20 protein-coding genes are annotated in these 22,920 nt (G+C 59.4%); 17 read left to right on the forward strand and 3 right to left on the reverse strand.

Annotated elements, in window-relative coordinates; translation table 11 throughout:
* Positions 1 to 111 precede the first annotated feature (111 nt).
* From NF685_RS07475 to NF685_RS07505, 7 genes are all read left to right on the forward strand, one after another.
* The gene (locus NF685_RS07475) at positions 112 to 1,050 is read left to right on the forward strand and encodes a glycosyltransferase family 2 protein (protein WP_252849176.1); all 939 of its coding nucleotides are present in this window, start codon (positions 112 to 114) and stop codon (positions 1,048 to 1,050) included.
* A gap of 137 nt (positions 1,051 to 1,187) precedes the next feature.
* Complete coding sequence (pstC, locus tag NF685_RS07480) at positions 1,188 to 2,162, forward strand: phosphate ABC transporter permease subunit PstC (RefSeq protein WP_252849177.1); 975 nt, start codon at positions 1,188 to 1,190, stop codon at positions 2,160 to 2,162.
* On the forward strand, positions 2,159 to 3,028 hold the full coding sequence (gene pstA / locus NF685_RS07485) for a phosphate ABC transporter permease PstA (RefSeq protein ID WP_222546817.1): 870 nt from the start codon (positions 2,159 to 2,161) through the stop codon (positions 3,026 to 3,028). Before pstC ends, pstA begins: the two co-directional genes overlap by 4 nt.
* An 18-nt stretch (positions 3,029 to 3,046) precedes the next feature.
* A complete protein-coding gene (gene pstB, locus NF685_RS07490) occupies positions 3,047 to 3,853 on the forward strand; it encodes a phosphate ABC transporter ATP-binding protein PstB (protein WP_252849178.1) in 807 nt (268 codons plus the stop codon).
* A gap of 30 nt (positions 3,854 to 3,883) precedes the next feature.
* A complete protein-coding gene (gene phoU / locus NF685_RS07495; RefSeq protein ID WP_222546819.1) occupies positions 3,884 to 4,600 on the forward strand; it encodes a phosphate signaling complex protein PhoU in 717 nt (238 codons plus the stop codon).
* Complete coding sequence (gene phoB, locus NF685_RS07500; protein WP_252849179.1) at positions 4,597 to 5,292, forward strand: phosphate regulon transcriptional regulator PhoB; 696 nt, start codon at positions 4,597 to 4,599, stop codon at positions 5,290 to 5,292. Before phoU ends, phoB begins: the two co-directional genes overlap by 4 nt.
* A 120-nt stretch (positions 5,293 to 5,412) precedes the next feature.
* Entirely contained in the window at positions 5,413 to 6,450 is a 1,038-nt protein-coding gene (locus tag NF685_RS07505; protein ID WP_252849180.1) for a sensor histidine kinase, read from the forward strand.
* Positions 6,451 to 6,508: 58 nt separating this feature from the next.
* Here NF685_RS07505 and NF685_RS07510 read toward each other — a convergent pair whose 3' ends face one another.
* Positions 6,509 to 6,880, reverse strand: coding sequence for a DUF4870 family protein (locus NF685_RS07510; RefSeq protein WP_222546821.1), 372 nt, complete (start codon positions 6,878 to 6,880; stop codon positions 6,509 to 6,511).
* A gap of 121 nt (positions 6,881 to 7,001) precedes the next feature.
* Between NF685_RS07510 and pstS the strand changes: the two genes are divergently transcribed.
* The 3 genes from pstS to NF685_RS07525 all read left to right on the forward strand — a co-directional run bounded on the left by pstS (position 7,002) and on the right by NF685_RS07525 (position 9,515).
* On the forward strand, positions 7,002 to 8,009 hold the full coding sequence (gene pstS / locus NF685_RS07515; RefSeq protein WP_252849181.1) for a phosphate ABC transporter substrate-binding protein PstS: 1,008 nt from the start codon (positions 7,002 to 7,004) through the stop codon (positions 8,007 to 8,009).
* 183 nt (positions 8,010 to 8,192) lie between these two features.
* On the forward strand, positions 8,193 to 8,660 hold the full coding sequence (locus tag NF685_RS07520; protein ID WP_222546823.1) for a low molecular weight protein-tyrosine-phosphatase: 468 nt from the start codon (positions 8,193 to 8,195) through the stop codon (positions 8,658 to 8,660).
* Positions 8,661 to 9,515: a fructosamine kinase family protein gene (locus NF685_RS07525; RefSeq protein ID WP_252849182.1), complete on the forward strand. Its 855-nt coding sequence runs from the start codon at positions 8,661 to 8,663 to the stop codon at positions 9,513 to 9,515. It abuts the gene before it with no gap.
* A 138-nt stretch (positions 9,516 to 9,653) separates the two neighbouring features.
* Here the strand turns inward: NF685_RS07525 and NF685_RS07530 are convergent, their stop codons facing one another.
* Positions 9,654 to 11,276, reverse strand: coding sequence for a dihydroxyacetone kinase subunit DhaK (locus NF685_RS07530; protein ID WP_252849183.1), 1,623 nt, complete (start codon positions 11,274 to 11,276; stop codon positions 9,654 to 9,656).
* A 421-nt stretch (positions 11,277 to 11,697) separates the two neighbouring features.
* Between NF685_RS07530 and NF685_RS07535 the strand changes: the two genes are divergently transcribed.
* On the forward strand, positions 11,698 to 13,107 hold the full coding sequence (locus tag NF685_RS07535; protein WP_252849184.1) for an amino acid permease: 1,410 nt from the start codon (positions 11,698 to 11,700) through the stop codon (positions 13,105 to 13,107).
* A gap of 42 nt (positions 13,108 to 13,149) precedes the next feature.
* On the opposite strand, the gene NF685_RS07540 is transcribed toward NF685_RS07535, so the two are convergent.
* Entirely contained in the window at positions 13,150 to 14,388 is a 1,239-nt protein-coding gene (locus NF685_RS07540; protein WP_252849185.1) for a dicarboxylate/amino acid:cation symporter, read from the reverse strand.
* Positions 14,389 to 14,670: 282 nt separating this feature from the next.
* On the opposite strand from NF685_RS07540, the gene NF685_RS07545 reads away from it, so the two are divergent.
* From NF685_RS07545 to holA, 6 genes are all read left to right on the forward strand, one after another.
* Positions 14,671 to 14,955, forward strand: a complete 285-nt coding sequence (locus tag NF685_RS07545; RefSeq protein WP_252849186.1) for a hypothetical protein — start codon at positions 14,671 to 14,673, stop codon at positions 14,953 to 14,955.
* Between the two features lie 749 nt (positions 14,956 to 15,704).
* Entirely contained in the window at positions 15,705 to 17,816 is a 2,112-nt protein-coding gene (locus NF685_RS07550) for a hypothetical protein (RefSeq protein ID WP_252849187.1), read from the forward strand.
* Between the two features lie 217 nt (positions 17,817 to 18,033).
* Positions 18,034 to 18,468, forward strand: coding sequence for a DUF3576 domain-containing protein (locus tag NF685_RS07555; protein WP_369794246.1), 435 nt, complete (start codon positions 18,034 to 18,036; stop codon positions 18,466 to 18,468).
* Positions 18,469 to 18,514: 46 nt separating this feature from the next.
* Entirely contained in the window at positions 18,515 to 21,112 is a 2,598-nt protein-coding gene (leuS, locus tag NF685_RS07560; RefSeq protein ID WP_252849189.1) for a leucine--tRNA ligase, read from the forward strand.
* Positions 21,113 to 21,115: 3 nt separating this feature from the next.
* Positions 21,116 to 21,766 carry a hypothetical protein gene (locus NF685_RS07565; RefSeq protein WP_252849190.1) on the forward strand — a complete coding sequence of 217 codons (651 nt, stop codon included), beginning with the start codon at positions 21,116 to 21,118 and terminating at the stop codon, positions 21,764 to 21,766.
* A 6-nt stretch (positions 21,767 to 21,772) separates the two neighbouring features.
* Complete coding sequence (holA, locus tag NF685_RS07570) at positions 21,773 to 22,783, forward strand: DNA polymerase III subunit delta (protein WP_252849191.1); 1,011 nt, start codon at positions 21,773 to 21,775, stop codon at positions 22,781 to 22,783.
* The last annotated feature ends 137 nt before the right edge of the window (positions 22,784 to 22,920 follow it).

Below are 22,920 nucleotides of genomic sequence, written 5' to 3' on the forward strand. Positions count from 1 at the left end.
ATGATGCAGCAATTCAGAGGTGCTCGCTAGACGAAGTCGCGGATTTACAACAAAGGGAGATACTTCATTACAATTTCTGCAAACAGTCGTGCGGTAAACATTCGTGTTGTCATGATGCAGCGTGATGAAGGGGCCATGCTCATGGCGTGGCTCTCTTATTATGGCCGACTATTCGGCTTTGAGCATCTGACAGTCTTCGATAACGGATCCTGCGATCCGCTGACACTTCATCTTCTGGCTCAGGCTGAACTCTGTGGTGTAACCGTGCGTCGCGATCGTCGTCACATGGACGATTTTCACGCCAAGGGACTCCATTTTGCAGAGCAGATCAGGGCGTGGGATCGGGAAGGCGAATATGATTTTGCGCTCCCTGTCGATTGCGACGAATTCATTGCAGTGGTCGATGACGACGGTCTTTCGACCAGCGCTTCACGCATAATGAGCGAATTTGATCGTCTGAGGGGAGAAAAGCGTGCGCTTCGTATCGGCACCTCGCTTTTCAACCTGCCATCGAGGCCCGGATGGTTTGCAGTCGATACACATTTCATCAAGGGGTTTCTTCCGGCGCGCAGTATCGCAACAATGGATAATGGGCATCACAATCCGACATCGTCCCTGGCTTCGGGTTTTGCCCTGTCGCGCTTTACCTATCTGCATTGGCATAACCGCGACTTCGCGCAGATGCAGCAGAGAGCGCGTCTGAAGCTTTCAAGTCCCTTGCTCGATCCGGATGACCGGCCTTCGCTGCTGCGCTATGCTTCAACGCCCAATCTGCCAGGACGTCATCTCGTCGATCTTCTTCTCGAAGACGAGGCTCATTACCTGACGCGTTATGACGGTATGCTGCAGGCCTATATGCCTTGGGCGTCGTCGCCCTCCGCTGTGCCGATCCATGTCGAGAACGGTCCCGTGCTGCTGCGCGATGCGCGCGGTGCGAAGCCCTGGTCGTCGGCTAATTATCTCGGCGCACAAGGGGATATCGGATCTTGGTCCCTTGGTCCGCTCCTGCATTACTTTCTCCATGGCTGGGCCGAAGGACGCCGTTTCTAGGTCTGTCATGAAATATTCACAGGCCGCTTTTGTCGAGGCTTGTTGTCTCCCAGCGGCTGGGAAGCTACACGACAGACTGGCACCAGATGCCTTGAGACCCAGTGACTCCCAAGTTCGAGCCAGGACCCGACGACCGTATGACTAGTGCTGCCGCGACGCGGACCCAGCCTGCCCCGCTTCAGGAAGCCCGGAAAACGCCGTTCTGGAAAGGCGATCGCCTGTTCAGACTTCTCGTCAGTGCCTGCGCCTTGCTTGTGCTGGTTTCTCTCGGCGGTCTCGTTCTCACCATGGCGCTGGGAGGCAGCAAGGCCTTCAGTACGTTCGGCCTCGGCTTTGCTTTCCGGGATGTGTGGAACCCGGTGACGAATGAATATGGTGCGCTTGCACCGGTTTTCGGCACCATCGGTTCGACCCTGATCGCGGTCCTGATCGGTGTGCCGCTTGCTTTTGGGGCAGCGTTCTGGCTGACCAATATCGCCCCTCCGATGGTGGCGGGCATCGTGGGAACGGCTGTACAGCTGCTGGCAGCTGTGCCTTCGATCATTTTTGGCATGTGGGGCTTTTTCATTGTGGTGCCGTTCATGGCCCAGCATGTGCAGCCCTTTTTCCGGCATCATTTCGGCCATGTCCCCGGCATACGCTGGCTCGTTCACGGAGCGCCGTTCGGTTATGGATTGCTGACAGGCGGTCTTGTTCTCGCTGTCATGATTACCCCCTTCGTCACGGCCGTCATGCGCGATGTTTTTGCCGTAATGCCGCCCATGCTCAAGGAGAGCGCCTACGGGCTCGGCGCGACGCGCTGGGAAGTCATGCGACGCGTCATCGTACCCTGGTCGCGTGCCGGGATGATCGGTGGTGTGGTGCTCGGCATGGGGCGTGCGCTTGGCGAGACCATGGCCGTGACCTTCGTGATCGGTAACGCCAATACGATCGGCTGGTCCCTGTTTGCGCCGCGCAATACCGTTGCCTCGCTCGTGGCTCTGGAGTTTCCCGAAAGTGCAGCAGGAAGTCTCAAGCTTTCATCCCTGTTGGCGCTCGGCTTCATTCTGATGCTCCTGTCCTTCACCACCCTTGCGATCGCACGCTGGCTGCTGCGGGAGAAACGCGCATGAGCAAGGCAATAGGGCAGGGCTGGCGCAAGGACCCCCGCGCCACGCAACGTCTCATCATGGATCGTCTGGCGACAGGCCTGAGTCTGACCGCAACGGCCATACTCGTTCTGGCGCTCGTTTCCATTCTCTGGACGCTTTTGTGGAACGGGCTTGCCGGTCTGTCGATCGCTGCGCTGCTGCACCCCATGGGGCCGCCCGGCAGCAATGGCGGTCTGGCCAATGCCATTATCGGCAGTCTGATCCAGACGGCGGTCGCGCTGCTGATCGCCACACCTGTCGGTCTCGGATGCGGGATCTATCTTTCGGAATTCGGCAACGGATCGCGCTTTGCGATGGCCGTGCGTTTCGTGTCGGACGTGCTGCTTTCCGCACCGTCCATTCTGATCGGTCTGTTCGTCTATCTCGTCCTCGTTGCGCCTTTCGGCCATTTCTCGGGTTTCGCCGGCTCTGTGGCGCTCGCCATTCTCGCCGTGCCGATCATTGTCCGCACGACGGAAGACATGCTGCGTCTCGTCCCGGTTGCCATGCGCGAGGCCGGTTCGGCGCTCGGTGCGGCTCACTGGCGTGTGGTGCTGTTCCTGTGCCTGCGTTCGGCCGCCCCGGGCGTGCTGACCGGTATTCTCCTTGCCCTTGCACGTGTCAGCGGCGAGACCGCTCCCCTGCTCTTTACCTCGCTGGGCAACCAGAACTGGTCCTTCAGCCTCGACAAGCCCATGGCAAGCCTGCCTATCGCCATCTATCAATATGCTGGCGCGTCCTACGACGACTGGGTCCGTCTAGCCTGGACCGGCGCCCTTCTGGTGACGTTCGGTGTTCTGGGTATCAATATCATCGTGCGGTTCGGCTTCCGCAGCAAACAGTCATAAGCAAAGGACGATACGCTCATGAGCGAAGCCCTGCAGGATTTCCCCCCGTCTACAACCGCGTCCGTCGTGCCTGAGGCGGCATTGGCTGTGCGCGAACTCGATTTCTATTACGGTGAGAAACAGGCGCTCAAATCCATTACCATGGATTTCCGCAAGCAGAACGTCACCGCCATGATCGGTCCGTCCGGCTGCGGCAAATCCACGTTACTGCGCATTTTCAACCGTATGTACGATCTGTATCCGGGCCAGAAGGCGACGGGCTCTGTCCTGTTCGACGGCGCCAATATTCTCGATCCGGCTCTCGATCTGAACATGCTGCGCTCGCGCATCGGCATGGTGTTCCAGAAGCCGACGCCGTTTCCGATGTCGATTTACGACAATATCGCCTTTGGTGTGCGTCTGCATGAGAAGCTCTCTCGCGCAGAGATGGATGCGCGCGTTGAGGACGTTCTGACGCGCGTCGCCTTGTGGAAAGAAGTGCGCGACCGTCTGAAGGAGCCTGCCGGAGGCATGTCGGGCGGTCAGCAGCAGCGTCTGTGCATTGCGCGCAGCATTGCCACCAAGCCGGAAGTGCTCCTGCTCGACGAACCCACTTCGGCGCTCGATCCGATCTCGACTGCGCGCATCGAAGAGCTTCTCGATGAGCTGAAACAGGATTTCACCATCGCCATCGTGACGCATAACATGCAGCAGGCGGCACGATGCGCGGATCAGGTAGCCTTCTTCTATCTCGGCTCCCTGATTGAAATGGATAGCGCTGACCGGATGTTCACCAATCCGCGTCAGAAGCAGACCCAGGATTATATCACCGGACGTTTCGGATAAGTTTCCCCAAGCGGGTAGGGACAAGTAATCATGCCAGCGGACAGCCTTCACACCGTCAAGAGCTACGAGCAGGAACTGGACCGTATGCGCGCCATGATGGCGCGTATGGGCGGGATTGTGGAAAGTCAGGTGGCGCAGGCCGTTGCTGCCGTGACCGAACATGACGAGGACGCCGCTCAGGCCGCTCCCGCGCAGGACCCGCAGGTCGATCTGCTGGAACGCGATGTCGAGGCTCTGGCAATCAGGCTTCTGGCCCTGCGTAGCCCCATGGCGGGCGATTTGCGCGAGATCGTTGCAGCGCTCAAGATCACGGGCGATCTGGAGCGTATTGGCGATTATGCCGCATCCATTGCACGTCGCAGCCAGCGTTTCGATCTTGTGGATCGTCAGATTTCGCTCTCGGGCCTGCGCAGCATGGGCCGGCTGGTGCAGGAAAACCTGCGTCGCGTGATCGATGCCGTCACGCAGCAGGATGCGGATCGTGCGACCGAGGTCTGGCAGGCCGATCGTGAGGTGGACGAGTATTACACGGCCATGTTCCGTGAGCTGGTCACCTATATGATGGAAGACCCGCGCAATATCAGCCCGTGCACGCATCTCCTGTTCATCGCCAAGAATTTCGAGCGTATCGGGGATCATACGACCAACATCGCCGAGCGCGTCTATTACGCCGTAACGGGTGAGAACCTGCCCGCGGTTCGTCCGCGCGGCGGCGTGCCTGCCGGGGACGATCTGGTTTCGCGATGAGTGGCTCCCTCGTAAAGATCGTCGTCGTCGAGGACGATCCCTCGCTCCAGCTGATGATCCGCTACAACCTCGACAAGCTGGGATACGATGTCTCGGCTTTTCCTGAAGCGGAACAGGCCTGGGAATTCATTTCGCGCGCCCGACCGGATGCCATTGTGCTGGACTGGATGCTGCCTGGCATGTCGGGAATCGATCTGTGCCGCCGTATCAGAGGCACCTCGTCCCTTCACGATCTGCCTGTACTCATGCTGACGGCCCGTGCTGACGAGCAGGACAGTATTCGCGGCCTCGACAGCGGTGCCGACGACTACATCGCCAAGCCCTGCAGTATCGAGGCACTCGATGCGCGGCTCAGGGCACTGTTGCGCCGTACCCAGCCGGTCAAGCAGAACGTGCTGAGCTTTGCCGATCTGACACTCGATCTGCAGACCCATCGTGCCGAGCGAAGCGGTCGCGCCCTGACGCTTGGACCGACGGAATTCCGCCTTCTGGAATTCCTGATGCGTCATCCAAGACGCGTCTTTTCGCGCGAGGATCTGCTCCAGAAGGTGTGGGGCTCGAACGTGCATGTCGAGCTGCGCACGATCGATGTGCATATCCGCCGCCTGCGACGCGCGCTCAATCTCGATGACGAGCTGGATTATGTCCGCACGGTACGTTCTGCCGGCTACGCCCTTGACGATCAGGCCTGAGAGACCACGCCACTGACGCTACTTCTCGCTGCGCTTCTCGCGGCAACGCTTCTCGGTTGGGGAATAAGCTGGCGCCGCTGGAACAGGCACGCCACGCAGACGCGGGACGCTGTTCCCCTCGTGGCATCGGCAGCCAGCGAGGCTCCCAAAGCTCAGGCCTTTTGCGAGTTGCTCCCGATTCCGGCCGTATTACTGGGAACGGGCGGTCGTATTTTTCACGCAAACCGTGTGGCCCATTCTGTATTCGGCGATGCGCTTGGGGCGGTGATACGTCATCCGGCCGTTCAGTCGGTGCTGACGACATTGACCCCTGAAACCGGCGTTGTGACCCGCGTCGAGCTCGACGTGCCGGTCAGGCGTATCGTGCAGGTGACCTTCCGGCAGTGGCCCGAACGTTTCGCCCATGCCATTGGATGGGAAGAGGGGGTGCTGGCCATTCTGGAGGACTGCTCGGAGTTCGAGGTGGTCGATCGTATGCGCGCCGATTTCGTGGCCTATGCCAGTCATGAACTGCGCACGCCACTCGCCTCGCTGATCGGGTTTATCGAAACCCTCCAGGGGCCTGCAGCGGATGATCCTGCGGCACAGCAGCAGTTTCTTGCCATTATGGCGGCACAGGCAGCCCGAATGGAGCGTTTGATCGGGCGTCTGCTCTATCTGTCTCGCGTGCAGCGTCTGGAGCATATGCGCCCGCACGATATGGTCGCTGCACAGGACATCATGGATCGTCTGCTGGAAGACAGTCAGATCCTGATACGTGCGTCGGATGCACGTCTCGTCATTCTGCCGACAGAAGACGATCTCTTCTTTCCTGCGGATGAGGATCAGATTGTGCAGGTTCTGCTTAATCTGGTCGAGAATGCCCTGAAATACGGAGGGCCGAATATCGAGATCCGTGCGGGGATCACGGCCGAGAACGGCAAGGGTGTGGAAATCACCGTGGCCGATAACGGACGTGGGGTCGATAGCCAGCATGTGCCACGCCTGACCGAGCGTTTCTATCGCGTCGAAGGGCGCGCGACGGCGTCACAATCCGGCACGGGGCTCGGTCTGGCAATCGTCAAACATATTGTCGATCGTCATGGTGGACGGCTGCGTATCGAAAGCGCCCCGGGCAAGGGCATGACCTGTCGCATCTGGCTACCCAGAACGAGCTGAGATCCGCGATATAGTCGTCCCGGCACGCGCGCAGAGCTGTGCCGGAAGCGGGGCGGAGTCAGAACCAGCCGCGTGGATTGCGTATCGGCGCTTCATCGACCAGTGCGATAACAGGGCGTATCACGCGGACCAGCCACCAGACGAAAAGCAGTGCGAGCAGCACATAGCCGATCATGACGAGGCACAGCACACCTGCGACCATCGCCCCCAGCAGACCGAGCCAGAATGTCCTGATCGCGTAGGTGAAGTGGCTTTCGTAGATCGTGCCTTCAGCCTCGCCCCGTTTCATGTAGGCGACGATCACGCCGGGAATGCTCGTAATGCCGAAGAAGAACGAAGCGATGAACAGGATATGGACGATCCATGCCCAGCGTCGTGCCCGTTCGCTGCGCGGCGATGCGGGCCATGTCTGGGAAAAGCTCGGTTGCATGGCGTGTTTCTTTCCTGAAGCCATATGGGGCGTGATGTCGGGTTGTGATAAAGGGTATGAAGGGCGGTTCACAGAGTATCGCGAACCGCGCGATGATGGTTACAGAAAATCGATCGGTCACATGAATTCGTTTCTACGCCCAATCCCGCTTGCCTCTGCCCTAATGGTGGCTTTCGCCGCTGGCCTCGTTGCTCCGGCTGCAAGAGCGCAAAGCGTCACCGGAGCCGGTTCGAGCTTTGCCGCGCCGCTTTACGAGGTCTGGGGCGAGCAGGCGAAGGAAAAGGCGGGGATTGCCGTCAATTACCAGAGCGTCGGTTCCGGTGCCGGGCTCAATCAGGTGGTGGCTGGCACAGTCGATTTCGGGGCGTCGGACAAGCCTGCTTCGGCATCCCTGCTGGATGCCCATCGTCTCTATCAGTTTCCGACAGCGCTCGGGGCGATTGTGGTGATCGTGAACGTGCCGGGCATACCGCCCGGTGCGCTGCGTCTCGATGGGCCGACACTGGCCGCATTGTACGATGGACGTATCACGGAGTGGAACGATCCTGCCATTCAGGCACAGAACCCGGATCTGACCCTGCCCGATGCAGATGTGGCCCCCATTCACCGTGCGGATGCGTCAGGCACGAGCTTTGTCTTTACGTCCTATCTCTCCCATGTCTCCAGCGAATGGAAAACGCGCATAGGGGCAGGCACATCGGTCGCGTGGCGCGATGGTGCCGGTGCACGCGGCAACGATGGCGTGGCTGCAAGCGTCAGGGAAACGATCGGTGGGATCGGCTATGTGGAATTCGCCTATGCCAACCATAATCATATCCCCATGGCGCAGCTGAAAAGTCATGACGGTCCCTATGTGATGGCGACGAAAGAGAATTTCACAGCAGCAGCGGCGCAGGCGGACTGGGCACATGCCTCCAACCATGTGGTCGATCTGCTCGACAGCCCGGGGCTGAATGCCTGGCCGATCATGAGCGCGACCTACGCCATCGTGCCGAACGCAGCAAAGCCGGACATCCGGCGCTTTTTCGAAATCGGTCTGCGCGATGGCGAGGAGGCTGCCCGCAAGCTCGACTACATCACGATTCCTGCCGCTATACGCGACGAGATCCTGACGAACTGGCCGAAATAAAAAACGTAGCCAAGTCATTTTGGCTTTGACGGGAAAAGTTCCCTAGGTTTGAGATAGCAAAGTCTTGATGGAGACTGGCATTCTCAAAGAGCCATGCCTGTCTATTCTTGGGAAGACAGGCGCGGCGCATGTCATATCGACCTGTTGCCGTGCTGGTATAAGTGACCGAGCGGGACCCATATCATGCCTTTGCCTTCCTTTCTTTTCGTCTGCACAGGCAATATCTGCCGCTCGCCTCTCGCAGAGGCTGCAATGCGTGCCGAGGCTGCCAGACGTGGCCTCACACTGGACATCGATTCTGCCGCAACCGGCGTCTGGCATGTCGGAGAAGCGCCGGACATACGGGCAAGACGTGTGGCCAAAAAACATGGTCTCGATATCGAAAACTATGTGGCACGACAGGTGCAGGAAGAGGATTTTACGCGCTTCGACCACATCATTGCACTCGATAGCGGCCATCTTCGTGCGCTGCGACGCCTTGCCCCGCAGGAGGCGCAGGATCGTATCCGCCTGCTGATGGATTATGTACCTGAGCGCGGCGGAGAGGAGATCTCCGATCCCTTTTACGGCAAGGACCTCGATTTCGAGACGGCCTGGCAGGAAATCGCCCTTGGCTGCACGCATCTGGCCAGTTTTACGCTCGATTCCTGAATGAGTGCCCGGCTCGATACGGTCGCCGCGCTGATCGGCGATACGATGCCCTGCGAGCGCACAGCGCTGGGTGGGGGCGATCTTTCGACGCTGTGGCGCCTGCGCTTCGCATCGGGGCGTGACGTGGTGGTCAAGGAGGGCGGTGAGGCAGAAAAAGAAGCCGCCATGCTTCGGGCCATTTCCGCAACGGGTGTGCATGTTCCGCCCGTTCTGGCAGTCGGGGACGGACTACTGGTGCTCGGTTATGTGCCCTCGCATGGACTGAACGATGCTGGGTGGGTGTCGCTGGGGCAGACAATGCGACAGTTGCACGACGCGCCCCAGCCCGCGCGTTATGGCTGGATGTGCGATTATGCTTTCGGCACCATGCCTGTGGTCAATCGCTGGGCATCGGACTGGCGCGATTTCTGGCGCGACTCACGACTCAAGCCCTGTCTGTCATTCCTGCCTCGTGTTCTGGCCGCGCGTATCGCCCATCTGATGCGGGATCTGGACCGGTTCCTGCCAGCCTCGCCCCGTCCTGCCCTGCTTCATGGCGATCTGTGGACAGGCAATGTCCTGACCACAGATAGGGCGCCGGCAGGGGGCCGGTCAGAAGAAGGCTCGCCTTCCAGCACGCAGGTCGTCCTGATCGATCCGGCTTGCTATATTGGCGATGCCGGAGCGGATTTCGGTATCCTGACCCTGTTTTCCACACCGCCCCATGCCTTCTGGGAAGCCTATGGCGCGCTTCCGGAGGGGTTCGCTCAATCGATAGGCGTGTATCGGCTTTGGCCAGCTCTCGTTCATTATCGTCTGTTCGGCGATGGGTATCTTGGCATGGTGGACGCGTGTCTGGATGCTCTGGAGTTGTGAGAGCGCGAACCGGTATCCAGTGAGAGAGGCCGGCAAAACCATGTCCAGTCACAGCCGTAAGCCTTGTGTGGAAGCCGGACCGGAAATCAAGGAACGGGGCAGGGGAGATGCCGCCCCGTTCGCCTCGCGAGCAGATCCCTAAAGCGCTGCGGCCAGCGCTTCGAACAGGAGAGCGATGGCATCTGCCCCCGGATCGGGGATGTCGGCCAGTTGTCCGGCTGGAATATAGGCGGCGCGGCCCGCACCAGCCTTCATGCTGCGCGTCGCTTCAGCGCCGATGCGTGCTGCTTTCGCCGCCTCTGAGAGCGAATGGCCCTGTTCGAGGCTCGCAAGTGCGGGCAGCAGGGCATCGAGCATGGTTCGGTCGCCGGGCTTTGCCCCGCCATAGGCCTGCATGCGCGCAGCCCCCGCATCCAGTCCCTTGCGCCAGTCCTCATCCTGCCCGGCCGTCGTCATGAGGATCGACAGCAGGACGCCGCTCGATCCACCGCTGTGACGTGCAAGAAGACGACCCAGTGTTGCGAGAAGGGCAGGTGGATTGGCGAGGGGCAGGGAGTCTGTGGCGCGCAATATCTGGCGCGCGGCATCGGCAAAGGTCGAACCTGCATCGCCATCGCCGCATTTGGCATCGAGTGCGTTAAGCGCGGCTTCGTTGTCGATCAGGGCTTGCGCGCCTTTCGTTATCAGCGCGCGAAGAACCGGATTATCCGAGGGCGCCTCGATGAATGTATCGGGCAAGGCCGGCATGGGACGTGTGGAAATCGCGCCATAGGGGGCGATGCCGGGCCATGCATGGGGTGAGGCAGGCGCTTGCAGGCCGTCGATAAACACAGGATCGGCAGGCAGGGCGGTAAGGGAGAAGCCGTTCATGTCGAGTGCCGTCATGACTGGCGCCGGCCCGAGGATCCATGCTGTTCGACGGGCAAGACGAGTGCGCGAAAACCCGTCGAGCAGGGCATAGGCCTCGATCGGGGGAACGCTTCCCAGCATGTTGAGCAGAACGATAACCTCGCCATCTTCGGGGAGGGATGCTTCCAGCCTGTCTGCCGTTCTGGCCATGAGCGTATCGAGGTCAGCCATGGGAATACGTTCGACCCCGGCCTCACCGTGAATGCCAAGCCCAAGCTCGGCCTCTTCGTCACTCAGGCGCGTCGATTGATCGGGGGTGAAAACATTGCAGTCGCTGAGGGCGAGGCCGATCGAGCCGAGAGCTTTCGCCGTTTTGCGTGCCAGTGCGGCCACTTCCTGCAGCGATTGCCCGGCTTCTGCCGCAGCGCCTGCAATCTTGTGCACGAGCACAGTCCCGGCAATGCCGCGTGCTCTGTCGGTCCGACCAAGAGCGATATCATCGCCGACGATCACGAGCTCCACATCGAGGCCGAGAGCCTTGGCCTGCTCGGCGGCAATGCCGAAATTGAGACGATCGCCTGTGTAGTTCTTGACGATCAGCAAACACCCGGCTTCGCCAGATACGGCACGTATGGCAGCAAGAATGGCGTCCACGCCGGGGGAGGCAAAAAGCTGACCGCAAACAGCGCCTGTCAGCATGCCTTTGCCCACAAAGCCCGCATGGGCCGGTTCATGTCCGGAGCCACCGCCGGACAGCACGGCAACATGTTGCTTCTGCCAGTCTTTTCTCAACACCACATGGATATCGTCAGCCCCGTCGAGGCGACACAGACCGGCACCTGCGGAAGAGCGCAACAGACCCTCGATCCCTTCGGCGACGATGGTTTCCCGATGATTGAAAAAGCGTTTCATGGGCGTTCCTTCTCCTTGCGGTCGGTCAGGCAGGGCGTGCGTGAACATGTATGGGCTGTCAGGCTAGGAGTATTAACGGCGCGTCGACATGACATTTCTATGTGATGAAAGACACATTGATGTGACGTCTTAAATAACGGTCATAAGGGTATTTCTTGTCGATCCGACGACCGGACCGAACCGCTCCGTCACGACCTTGAAGGGCCGCAACTGGCCGGATTAACGGGATCTGCTGCGCGCGCGCATCTCCTGCGGACCATCGGATGGAGAAGCGGGCGATGGCTTGACAGATCAGGCCGAGTGCCCTGCATTTCATGACACACCCCTCTGGCAAGCTGCCAATGGAAACGATTGGCAGCACGCGGAGAATTCGTTACGATTGAACAAGAAAATTCGTCAACAAGGTCAGGATTACAGAGTTTTGGACATTCCATCCAAGTCGCAGCTTCATCCCCCGCCGCAGGTCGATGAAGGGTATCACAAGGATCTGGACCGTCGTCAGGTCCAGATGATTGCCATTGGCGGGGCGATCGGCACAGGGCTCTTTCTGGGGGCGGGAACGCGGCTCCAGCAGGCTGGTCCTTCTCTGGCGATCGACTACCTCGTTTGCGGTATTTTCTGCTTTCTCATTCTGCGTGCGCTTGGCGAGCTCGTCATGTACAGGCCGAGCGCCGGAAGCTTCGTTTCCTATGCGCGCGAGTTCCTGGGTGAGAAAGCAGCTTATGCTGCGGGTTGGCTGTCCTTTCTCAACTGGGCCATGACCGGTATCGTCGATATCACCGCAGTTGCGCTCTACATGCATTTCTGGGGTACTTTCGACCATGTGCCGCAATGGGTGTTCGCGCTTGTCGCCCTCGGTATCGTCGGCACGATGAACATGATCGGCGTGCGCTATTTCGGTGAACTCGAATTCTGGTTCTCGCTCATCAAGGTTGTGGCCCTTGCGCTGTTTCTGGTTTTTGGCTGCGTGGTTCTGGGCCTCAGAATGCCGGTTGCGGGCAATATTCCCGGCTTTCATCTGATTTCAGAAAATGGCGGCATTTTCCCGCACGGGATCATGCCGGCGCTCTTCCTGATGCAAGGTGTCGTTTTCGCCTATTCGGCCATCGAACTTGTAGGAACCGCGGCCGGTGAGTGCGCCAATCCGCGCGCGATCATCCCCCGCGCGATCAACAGCGTGATCTGGCGTATCGGTCTGTTCTATGTGGGTTCGGTCATTCTGCTCGTCTGTCTTCTGCCCTGGAATGCCTACCACAAGGGTGTCAGCCCGTTTGTGACCTTCTTTCAGGCACTGGGTGTGCCGCATGTCGATACGGTGATGAATATCGTCGTGCTGACGGCGGCCCTGTCGAGCCTGAATTCAGGGCTGTACTCGACTGGCCGCATTCTGCGCGCGCTTGCGATGGGTGGCTCCGCGCCGCGAGCCCTCGCGCGTATGAACAGGCAATCCGTTCCTTACGTCGGTATCCTCACGACAGTGGCCGTCTATATGGTCGGGGTAGGGCTGAACTATCTCATTCCGGCACGCGTGTTCGAAATCGTGCTCAATGTCGCGGCGCTGGGCATCATCAGCACCTGGAGCTTCATCCTGATCTGTCAGATCCGGTTGCGTCAGCTCGTCGATCGCGGCGAGATCGAAAGTGCCGGGTTCCGCATGCCGGGCGCGCCGTTTACTTCGTATCTGACGCTGGGGTTCCTCGGGTTTGTGGTCGTCATGATGGGGCTCGATTATCCGGAAGGCACCTATACCGTGATGGCCATTCCATTCATCGCCCTGCTTCTGGTGGCCGGCTGGGGGCTCATCCTGCTGAGCCGTCGCAACAGGGCCTGACCTGTTTTTCCTGAACTGGCGGGCACGCCCTGCAAGGCGTGCTCAGACCCTTTCAGAAGACGTGGTGGTTGACGGAAGCTGGCCTTCCCATTTCGCCACCACGGCAGTTGCCAGAGAGTTTCCCACGACATTCGTTGCCGAACGCCCCATATCGAGAAACGTGTCGATACCGAGGATGAGCAGAACGCCCTCTTCGGGGAGTTTGAACTGGCTTAGCGTTGCTGCAATGACAACCAGAGAAGCGCGGGGAATGCCCGCAACGCCTTTGCTGGTGAGCATGAGCGTCAGCAGCATGATGATCTGCGTGCTCCAGGGCAGGCTGATATCGTAGGCCTGTGCGATGAAGATGCTGGCGAAGGTGCAATACATCATCGTGCCATCGAGATTGAACGAATAGCCCAGAGGCAGCACGAAAGAGGAAATGCGTCGCGAGATGGGGAAGCGTGAAAGCTGGTCCAGCATCAGTGGGTAGGCCGCTTCAGAGCTCGCGGTGGAAAAGGCCAGCAGGAATGGCTCGCGCATCAGCCCGATCAAACGACGTGCCGAGCGCCCGAGAATGGCAAAGGCAGCCAGGATCAGCGCGCCCCAGAGCAGGGAAAGGGCGATATAGAATTCGCCCATGAACTTGCCGTAATTGATCAGCACGCCAAGGCCGTTAGTCGTGATCGTTGCTGCCATGGCACAGAAGACGGCCAGGGGGGCAAGCAGCATCACGAAGCCTGTCACTCTCAGGATGATCTGTGAAAGGCTTTCGGTCCAGGCCATGATGACACGTGCCTTTTCTGGCATCGAGGCACAGGCGATGCCAAAAAAGACCGAAAAGACGACAATCTGCAGGATTTCATTGTCGGTCATGGCCCGGAACACGGAATCCGGCACGATATGTTTGACGAAACTGTCGAGCGACATGCCATCCGTCGCGATTGGCGAGGTGGTGATGCCATGGAGGCGATGCATCCCGACACCCGGTCCGAATAGATTGACCAGCACCATGCCGAGCGTGAGCGAAAAGAGCGAAGCACCGACGAACCAGATCATCGCCTTGGCCCCGACACGCCCGACCGATGCCGCATCGGACATATGACCTATGCCAACGACCAGCGTCGAGAAGACCAGGGGGGCGATGATCATCTTGATCAGTCGCAGAAAGATTGTGGAGCCGATCGAGATGTAATGGGCAAAATGCTGCTGCTGGATGCTGTCCGAAATCAGGGAATGAGCTGCACCACCGACGGCTATGCCAAGCAGCATCGCAATGACGATGAGGGTGGTCATGCTCATGCGCTTCATCAAATCGGCTCCCAAATCCTGCAGAAGCACCGGGTCTAGGCCAGAAATGTGCCTTTTATCAAATCATGGCTCCTGCAAGCGCGCGCGCCCCCATGGAGAGCAGGGGTTTTCCACATAACCGGGAAGCCTGAAAACCAGTGATATTTCTGCCGTCAGATGGGGTTCGCTGTCCGGATGCAATCGCGAAACATTGTGAAGTTCGTGGTCTGGGGCATATGATCGGGGCGTGTCAGCAGGGGGGTCACGAGGCCACCTCACCATCGGAGAAGAAACGTGATCGAGAATGCGATAGCGGTCGTTGTCGGCCTGATCATGGGCCTTTTTACGCTGATCGTCTCCGTTATCGTGTTTGTGGAAGAGGTGGCGCGCAGGGGGTTGCAGACACTTGGGGTGCCGCATCAGGTCGAGACGGCATTGCTGGCACTGCTGCTGTTACTGCTCATCGTGGCTTCGTTCCGTCTTTTCGGCCGGATATTCGGTGTGCTGATTGCAATCGTGCTGCTGGCGTTTCTGCTGCATGCCGTGTTTGTACCCCAGGCTGCAACGGTCGCCTTCTAGGGGGCAAACTGGTCCTGCACGGAAATCAGGAATGAAGGCCAGCAAGAGCCTGTCATACGTTCCATGCTGTCATAGCAGGGTGAAAGGGGGGCTGAAGTGATGGTGTCCGCGGCGGGATTCGAACCCACGGCCCCAGGATTCATACCACTTCGACTTTCGCCGCCGACGCCTGTGACGTCGTTCGTGGTCTGGACTGTCTCTTCACCATAATCCGGTATCCGGATGACAGGTGCTGCCCGTACAGTCTCTACACCTCCACAGAACTTTCGGCCCTGTGTTTGGCTCGGGATTGGCACGGTCATCGACCAGAGCGTTCCCCGAATTTGAGCAGATCCACCATAACGTTTCCAATTATGGCGCCCAATTAACTAGGAATCCTGTGCTCTATCCTGCTGAGCTACGCGGACCATCATTTCTATTGTATGTGGGGGCCGTCCACCCGGCAAGAGGCGCCGTTTCAATTTTTTCTGTTCCCTGTGATCGGTTGCAATACTCGCAAGTCATTCTAAGATTGTTGTTGGTTGTGTATCCATAAGCCTTGTTGCATAGCAGATTTAAAAGTCTTTTATGTGCGGAGGTCGCAAGATTTACTTCCGTTCTTCCATCAAGGGGTTGCCCGCAACAGACACACTCTCGGCACTATCGTTTTTCCTTCAACTACGCGCGATGCTGAGGTGGAGAATACGTTTCGTAAAAAAACCGAGACAGGGAATGTGATATAAGGCGCTGAGAAAAGAAAGCTTGAAGTAATGTTCGATCTGGCCCTCCGTGGTGTTGCAAAAACCGATTCCACCCTGCTGCGTCTGCGACTGATCGGTCGCATGGAAGCCACTACACTGACTGGTGAAAGTGTGTTGCCTGTTGGCGGGAAGACGAAGGGATTACTTGCGATCCTCGCGTTATCGGATCGCAAACCTGTTGCCCGCTCCCATCTGGCCGAGCTCCTCTGGAGCCGTCGCCCGGACGATCTTGCGCGCGCGTCCCTTCGGCAGGAGATCCATCGCCTTCTCGATGCGCTCAGTCCGCTCGGTGTGGATGTAATCGATGTGCAGCGACACACGCTCGCGCTGAAACCAGCCCTGACCTCGGTCGATGTCGAACGTATTCTCAACGGCGGCAAATCCATCCTGCGCGACCTGCCACCGCCGAGCGACGTGCTGCTAGGTGAACTCAACGGTATCGATCCTGCCTTCAATGAATGGATCGAGGGGCAGCGCACGCGCCTCAACCGTCATATCTACCAGCTTTTCGAGAGTGCGTTGCGCACACAGGTCGATCCCGACGCCATTCTGGAGACGGCCGATCATCTCCTGGTGCGCGATGCGCTGAATGAAGCCGCATGGCGTGCCCGTATCCAGGCTTGGGTGACCAAAGGAGAATACGCGCAGGCTGCTACTCTGGGCGATCAGGTTGTACAGCTTTTTCAGGATCAGCTCGGCACCGTGCCTGGTCCGGCCACGATGGGGCTGGTTCGTGGCTTGCAGGAGCGAATCGCCTTCGATTCCTATGCGAAGACCCATCACGGAGCGTCAGCCGACCTCGATCCGGCTCTCGTTCATGCCGATATTCATGTCGAGAACTCGGGCATGTTCGCCGGTGGTGGAGGAGAGGGGTCATTTCTTTCGGCTGGCCCGCCAGCACGTTCGCTCGGCTCGATTGCTGTCGCGCCCCTCAAATCGACGGGTGGGGCGCATGCCGACATGTTGGCTGCGGAACTGACAGAACGCCTCGAAGTCAAGCTTGTCGGGCTGCAGACCTTTACTGTCGTGCCGTTCCCTGAAACGCCGCTGGGTGAGACGGGGCCGCTACTCGGCAACACGCATAATCCCGGGACGGATTACGTCATTTCGGGTCTCGTGCGCGTCAATGGCGATCATGACGAGACTTCGGAAGGTTACGTGATTATCCGCCTCCTCAGTCTGAGGCAGGAGGGAAGCGTCGTCTGGGCAGACCGGTTCGAGTTGCCGAAGGATACGCGCGCCCAGCGTGCGCTGCTATTCTATGTGATGAAATCGCTGCAATGGTCGCTCTTCGTGTCCGAAGGGCAGCGCATGATGTCGCGTCCCATCGCCGAATTGTCCTCTTTCCAGATGGCGATCCGGGCTTTGACGTTGCTGCTGCGTTGCGATGTGACTCTCTCCGGCGAGCTTGAAGAACTGGTCGAGCGGGCCTATCAGTCCGATCAGGAATCGGTTTTCGTTCTTTACGTGCGGTCGCTCATACGTTTCTTCCTGTATCAGGAAGATCTCGCGTCAACGCCGAGAGAAGACATCGAGGAGATTGCTGCGGCTGCGGGCTATGTGGCCATTCAGCTTCGTGCCAATCCGCTGGGTGTGTGGCTTTCCATGCTGACGCGCACCTTCACGCCCGGCCAGCTCGACGAGGCCAAGGCGCTCACTGCGGAATATACCGGAGCGGGTGGCGTTTTTCCGGCTATTGCGATCTCGCCATCGGTGCATACGCTCAAGGCCATTCAGGCATTGTTGAGCGGGCAGAAATCGATAGCGCTTGAGGAAATACAGCAATTCCGTGCCTTGCGTGCCTCGCAACCTCTGGCTGTGCTGTCCGAGCCATTCAGCATTTTCGTGCTTGAGGCGTCGGGTAATAACGAAGAAGCCAGACAGGCGGGCGCCGCATTCGTCAGCCTCTATCCGAGAAGCGCGGCCGGTGTGCTCTACTATCTCGTGGCTCTCGCCTCGCATGGTATGGGTGAGGAAACCGAACGCGTGAAACGCCATCTTATGCGTCTCGTGCCGGACGTAACGATTGCCAGCATTCTCGCGCGGCATGCATTCCTGCCAGAGAAAATGCAGGGCTGGCTGCGCGAAATGCTCGAACGGGTCAGTATCCCCAGAGGATAAATCATTGCCCCGCTTGGCGTGGCCGGGCGGGCGCGATATGAACGATCAATAAAGCCGGACGCGGGTACCGCGATCGGGGATTTCGACACGCGGCCAGTGCCAGTCTAATAGGGACATCATGACACCTCGTTTGCAGCCGATCGCCCCTCTCAACGCGCCCGTAAAGGCGACGTCATTCCTGGGGCGGTTTCTTCCCGTTCTGCCTCTCTGTGCCCTGATGGCGCTGAGTGCCTGTGGCGGCGGGCGCGATCCCGACAGCCTGACACAGCCCCGCAACCATCTTCTGGGCGTCGATCGTGGCGCTACCGGCGGTGACGACCAGCTTCAGGGCGGCGTGAATGCCTATCTGTGGCGCGGTGCGATCGATACGCTGTCATTCATGCCTTTCGCTTCGGCCGATGCCAATGGCGGCGTGATCCTGACTGACTGGTACCAGCCCCCGGCCAGCACGAATGAGCGCTTCAAGATTGCAGCGTATATTCTCGATCGTCGACTGCGTTCGGATGCCCTTCGCGTATCTGTTTTCCGTCAGGAGAAGCAGGGAAGCGAATGGGTCGATACGCCGGTCGCCGCAAATACAACCTCTGACATTACGACGCGCATTCTCGCCCGTGCCCGCCAGCTGCGCGCGGATAACGGCAACCGGGACTGATCCCGGTTTCCATGCACGATACGACCGGAACAGACGATAGAAGATCATGACGGAACAAGAGACACTCGGCTACGATTTCACAAAGGCCGAGCCCGGTTGGCAGGCCCGTTGGGATTCAGTGCGCGCTTTCGCCGCTGACGATCATCCTGCGGCCGACAAGCCGAAATACTACGTGCTTGAGATGTTCCCCTACCCGTCCGGTCAGCTTCATATGGGGCACGTACGTAACTATGCGCTGGGCGATGTAGTGGCGCGCTACAAGCGCGCACGCGGTTTTTCGGTATTGCACCCCATGGGCTGGGACGCCTTCGGCCTGCCCGCAGAAAATGCGGCGCGCGAGCGCGGTGTGCATCCCGGCCAGTGGACGCTCGACAATATCGCTGCAATGCGCAGCACGTTGCAGCGTCTGGGCTTTTCCCTGGACTGGGAGCGCGAGATTGCAACCTGTCTGCCGGAGTATTACGGGCACCAGCAGAAGCTCTTTCTCGACATGTGGCGCAAGGGTCTTGTCGAGCGTCGTGAGTCCTCGGTCAACTGGGACCCGGTGGATAACACCGTTCTGGCAAATGAACAGGTTGTCGACGGACGTGGCTGGCGCTCAGGTGCGCTGATCGAGAAAAAGCGCCTGTCGCAATGGTTCCTCAAGATCACCGACTTCGCCGCACCGCTCCTTGAAGGGTTGGACAAGCTCGATCGTTGGCCTGCGCGTGTGCGTGTTATGCAGGAGCGCTGGATCGGTCGTTCTGAAGGCGCGCGCGTGCGTTTCGCACTTCACGCGCCGCCGGAAGGATACGATGTCGATCTCGATTCGGTAGAGGTCTTCACAACCCGGCCCGATACGCTGTTCGGCATGAGTTTTGTAGCTATTGCTGCCGATCATCCGCTGGCAGCCAAGGTTGCACGCGAAAATGACGCGGCGCGTGCTTTCATTGAGGAATGCCAGCGTCTGGGCACTTCCGAAGAAGTCATCGAAGCCGCTGAAAAGCGCGGCTTCGATACCGGACTGCGCGTCAGCAATCCGTTTGCTCCCGATGAGACTGTGCCGGTCTGGATCGCGAATTTCGTCCTGATGGAATACGGAACGGGCGCGGTTTTCGGTTGTCCCTGCGGTGACCAGCGCGATCTGGATTTCGCCCGCAAATACGATCTGCCCGTTCGTCCCGTCATTCTGCCGCCGGGCGAGCAGCAATCCAGCTTTACCGTTGGCAAGACTGCGGTGACAGGTGAGGGAACGCTCATCAATTCGGGTTTCCTCGATGGGCTCGACACGGCAGAAGGCAAGCGCAAGGCCATCGAACGCCTCGAAGCCATGGGCGTCGGACGCAGTGTCGTGAACTGGCGCTTGCGCGACTGGGGTATTTCACGCCAGCGCTACTGGGGCTGCCCTATTCCGGTCATTCATTGCGAGACATGCGGCGCCGTACCGGTTCCCGACGATCAGCTGCCGGTCAAGCTGCCCGATGACGTGACGTTCGATCGTCCGGGCAATCCGCTCGATCATCACCCGAGCTGGAAGCATGTCGATTGCCCGCAATGCGGTGCAAAGGCCCGTCGCGAGACAGATACGTTCGATACTTTCGTCGACAGCTCATGGTATTTCGCGCGTTTCACCGCGCCTCATGCCAGCACCCCGACCGATCCTGCCGCGGCCAATTCATGGCTTCCGGTCGATCAGTATATCGGCGGTATCGAGCATGCGATCCTTCATCTGCTCTATGCACGCTTCTTTACAAGGGCGATGCATGAGACGGGTCATCTGGATGTGGACGAGCCCTTCGACGGGCTGTTCACGCAGGGCATGATCACTCATGAAAGCTATCGCGACGCAGGCGGCTGGCTGGCGCCCGAAGATGTCGTGCGCTCGGGTGAAGGCTATGTGCGTCGCGATAATGGTGAGCCGGTCCAGCTCGGACGTTCCGAGAAAATGTCCAAATCCAAGCGCAACACGGTTTCGCCCACGGCGATTATCGAGCGCTTCGGTGCCGATACGGCGCGCTGGTTCGTTCTGTCCGACAGCCCGCCGGAACGCGATATGGAGTGGACCGAAGCCGGTGTGGCAGCGTCGGCCCGTTTCGGTCAGCGCCTGTATCGACTGGTGCAGAATGTCGCTGCGTCGGTGCCTCAGGACGCCGCGTTTGCTGAGGGCGGTCGCAGCCTGAGACAGGCCACGCATCGCACGATCAAGGCTGTTACCGAGGCACTTGAGGGCTTTACCCCCAATGTGGCGGTGGCTCGTCTGCATGAGCTAAGCGCAGCACTCGCCGAAGCCGAAAAATCCTCTGAAGAGGGCATAGGTGCGGCGCGTCGCGAGGCCGCACTTTCCCTGGCCCTGCTGGTTGCGCCGATGATGCCGCATCTCGCCGAAGAGATGGTGTCCCTGCTCGAACCGGGTGGCGCGATGGTTGTAGAACGTGCATGGCCTGAAGCGCTGGAAGAATTCCTTGCGCTGGACAGCATCACGCTCGGCGTCCAGATCATGGGCAAGCTGCGCGGTACGATCGAAGTGCCGCCCGATGCACCCTCTGATATGGTTCTGCCTCTTGCCGAAGCCGAACCCAATGTCGCACGGATGCTCGAAGGCAAGCGTATCGTCAAGCGCATCCATGTGCCCAACCGTATCGTCAATTTCGTGGTGGCAGGCTGATCCATGCGTCGTTTCGTCCTGCTTGCTGCCTTGACCCTGAGCGGATGCGGTTTCCAGCCGCTCTATGGAAGCAATGGGGACGGTGGTGCGCGTGTGGTGCATGAAATGCAGCGCATCTACGTGGCCAACATTCCCGAGCGTCAGGGGCAGGAACTGCGTCTGGCTTTGCAGGAGCAGCTGGGCAGCGGCAGCACGAAGGCGCCGGACGGTTACACGCTCAATGTCAGTTTCAACGTGAATGCTTCTGTGATCGATATCCACAGCGACAATACGGCCGGGCGTTTCCGTGAAATCGGCACAGCGCACTGGCGTCTGTTCACCGTCGAACAGACGCCGAAACTGGTGGCAGAAGGCGACGTCAACGAGCTTGACGGGTTCAATGCGACCTTCGAGCAGTATCTGGCCCAGACGCTGAATGACGAGACGGTGCGTGCACGCCTCGCCCAGACGCTTGCCGGGTCGATCCGCCAGCAGATTGCCGTGTGGTTCAAATCCCAGATCAAGCCCTCGCGCAACAATGCCAGAGACGTGCCTTCGTATTTCGATCCGAACGCTATGCCGACGCAGAACGGTCAGCCTTATGAGAAGGCCGGACCGGACGGTTTCCCTGCGGCAGCTACGGGACGTACGGACCTCAACAGCACGGATAACTGAGCGCGCATGAAGATCGATGCCCGCTCGACTGCCCGCACACTGGCCGAAATCGGCAAGTGGCGCGGCGTCCTGCTTTATGGTGACGATTTCGGCCTGATCCGAGAACGGGCTGCGCAATGCGTCCGGCAGATCGCGGAGTCTCTCGACGATCCTTTTCGTGTGGCCCTGCTCGATCAGGAACAGCATGCTCGTGTCGAGGAAGAAGTCGGCGCCCTGTCGCTGATAGGCGGTCGTCGTGTGGTCTGGATACGCGACGGGCAGGACGCCCTTCTTCCGCGCGTCATGGCAGCGCTCGCTATCGAGAGCGACACGGTCATGGTGATCGAAGCGCCCGGTCTTGTGTCGCGCGCCAAGCTGCGCACGACGCTCGAAGCGCATAAATCCGTTGCCTCGATCGGGTGTTATCCCGAAGAGGGCAAGAACCTTGTGGCTTCGCTGGCCGACCTGTTTCGCGATGCGTCTGTGACCATAGACCGTGACGCCTTGTTCTGGCTGTCATCCGTCCTGGGGGCAGATCGGGCGGCGATACGCAGCGAGGTGGAAAAGCTCGTGCTCTATGCGGGTGAGGGCGGGCGACTGACACTGGATGAGTGCCAGGAATGCATAGGCGATTCCGCCAGCGCCACGCTCGACGATGCCACAACGGCTGCGATGGCGGGTGATCGTGCAACTGCCGATATCGCACTGGAACGGGCCCTGGCCGACGGTCTTTCTCCCATTGCGCTGGCGCGTGCCTGCCTGTCTCTCATGACCCGATTGCTGCGTGTGCTCGACTGGATGAGTGAGGGTCAATCGCGTCAGGAGGCCATGAAGCAGCTCAGGCCGCCGGTCTTTTTCAAGAAGACGGAAAGCTTCAACAAAGCCATCGAACGCTGGGACTGCCCTGCTCTCATGCGTGCCTGCGAGGCCGTTCAGGGTTTCGAACTGGCCTGCAAGCAGACGGGTACCCCCGATCTTGCCCTGTCTCGTCGTCTGATCGCTCAGCTCTGTCTCGGCCCGAGATCATTCCAGCGTTGAAGTCATCAGATTCTTTTGCCACGCTTCGTGCTCTGACGTTTTCATATGCCGGGAGAAGTGGTTTTGCGGTTTAGCGCGTTCCGGCTCGGTCCGGCCTATCCTGTCTATCGCTCGGCCAGTGCTGCAACGCGTAGCAT

This window comes from Asaia lannensis NBRC 102526, from assembly GCF_024054035.1.
GTDB lineage: Bacteria > Pseudomonadota > Alphaproteobacteria > Acetobacterales > Acetobacteraceae > Asaia > Asaia lannensis.